This is a genomic window from Paraburkholderia sp. BCC1885 (assembly GCF_900996235.1).
In the GTDB taxonomy this organism is placed as follows: domain Bacteria; phylum Pseudomonadota; class Gammaproteobacteria; order Burkholderiales; family Burkholderiaceae; genus Paraburkholderia.
In genome coordinates, this window is record NZ_CAAJGM010000278.1 from 1 (window position 1) to 2,120 (window position 2,120).

General features: G+C 56.1%; 1 protein-coding gene. It reads left to right on the forward strand.

Features of this window, described 5'->3' with window-relative positions:
• Window positions 1-197: 197 nt before the first annotated feature.
• Entirely contained in the window at window positions 198-1,457 is a 1,260-nt protein-coding gene (locus tag FQ755_RS35945; protein WP_260859032.1) for an inovirus Gp2 family protein, read from the forward strand.
• Window positions 1,458-2,120: the final 663 nt, after the last annotated feature.

Below are 2,120 nucleotides of genomic sequence, written 5' to 3' on the forward strand. Positions count from 1 at the left end.
CGCAGGGAAAACGGTCATCGCGTCATCAAGTTCGAACTGATCGTGAACCCTTGGGCATTCACTTCGGGTTCTCACGGCTATCCACCGCGCCTCGTCTGATCACCTCCGCATGCCCCCTTCGCCGTCAGGTGGATGGGGCTTTTCACGTTATCCCGTACGGAAGCGCCACACCCGTACCGAGCGCAAATCACTTCGCTATGACCCGACCGAAGCTACCTACCACGATCGAGCCCCAGACTCTCGATAAAATCGGCCGCCACCTTGAGCGCAATTTGAACTTCTTCGTCGGCCAGGACGGCCGGAAAATTGTCGGGAACGGTCCGGAGATCATGTTGTTGGTGAAGCTCGATCGCTTTGCCCGACTGGTGCTCGAAACTGATTTCGCGCCATTTCGGATTCGTGGTGACATGCGTGAGGTACCGCTGTCGAACACAGATAAATTCGGAGGCAACCGCATCGTTCGACCGCTGCGTTATACCAAGACTGCTTCGCCGTATTCGCTCTCCAGCGGCACAGAGGAGTTGGCTGCCATCATGAGGACGTTTCGAGCGGCCTCGAAATTATTTGACACATCGAACCAGGCGGCCAATCAATTGCTACATGCGCCTCACATTCGACTGCTGCTAGACACTTTTTTCCACCATCGGATCGGCAGCTATCTCGGCGGCAACATCGAATTACCGATCGACTTCGAGGGACGAATTCGGGCAGACGTATACAACGATTTTGTGGCTCAATTTCGTCGGACTATGCGTGATAGTAAATCGTTGCGGCAGGAATGGCGCAACTGGAATTTGGGCAGCCATGAGAACGTCGCGAACCTCTCTGACTATCTTGACCGCCTGTTCGCCAACCACGGCAGCTTGACCGTACTGCACCTTCGGCTATTCCACGCTCGCGTACGTGCCAATCTGGTCACTGCGCCAGTCGAGGCACAGCACCGTGATCTGGCGGCACTCCGGGCGTGTCGCGCTTTGTTCTTCGACCGTATGAGGCGTAAGCCAGCGCTGTTCACCGATGATCCTGGCTATGTTTGGGCCATCCTGCCGTCGCTGGAAGGTGGGTATCACCTGCACCTTACCCTGTTGTTCAACACTGTCGCTTTGTGCCGAGTGGTCGATGACAAAAGGGTGGAAGCCGAGCAGTTCGGGGTTGCTCTCCAGAGCCACGCAGATCAAGTCGGGGCGTACTGGGTGCAGATGGCAACCGATGGTCGGGGAAGCTATTTAAGTGGTGACGCGAACGCGGCGCTGTACGGTCCAGGCTGGGTGCACGGCGAGGTCCGTGCCGATGACCCTGTGCGGCCCGAAAAGCTCAAGGAAACGCTCGGCTATCTCGCCATGCGCCGTGCTTTGGTACGCCTGAAAAGCGAACCCCCGGGGGCGTATTTCGGCATGCCCGAGCGTAAAGCGCGAGTCCCGCGCCGGTTGGTCAGGGGCGGCGCGAGGTCGGAATAGAACGGTTCTAATGCACGGGGAGCGCGCCCGAAAATCGGTATCCAAAACGCCTAACCTATTGATCTTGTTGGGTCACTGATTTTACTGGGTTTGGGCGGGGCAATAGCTACAGCCTCAGGAAGCCGGCTGTCGAAGCGCGGTTTGTCCATCATTTTTTGCAAATTCCGTAGTCGAGGTTCGCAAAAAAAGCTGCAAAAGAACTGGTGGTGCTCCTGTTCGCGTGACGGAACTCCCGCGCAATTTTTGCTGCAAATTTTCTCGCAGATTGCTAATCATAATTTGCGCAACGATTCACGACTTGCTGCCGCCTTTTTCGTTGTCGTCCGTTTTGCGAATCCGTGTGGGGGGATGGTGGCGATCAGGTGAGTGGGCGGTGCGTTGCTGTCTGAAATCTTGGTGATCGACGGGCCGAGGGGCCGTACTTGGCAAGTGTCGCCTTCTGAAGGCCGGCGCATTGTTTCTCTTGTAGCGCCCATCTTGCCGATGACTTTTGTGCGGTCCCTGTCAGCTTTCTTCAGCAGTGTCGAGTGCCTTCGCCGATTTCGTCGATGCAGTAGTCGTCATGTCGCAACGCCATCAGACAAAAAATACTGCGTGCGTATGTATGTCTATGAGAGGCGGCAAAGAAACGCACGTCTCTCGATAGTTCATCGATCGGTTTGT

Excerpts from the sequence above, each read along its gene's own strand:
- FQ755_RS35945 (WP_260859032.1), top strand. The coding sequence starts at position 198 with ATGACCCGACCGAAGCTACCTACCACGATCGAGCCCCAGACTCTCGAT.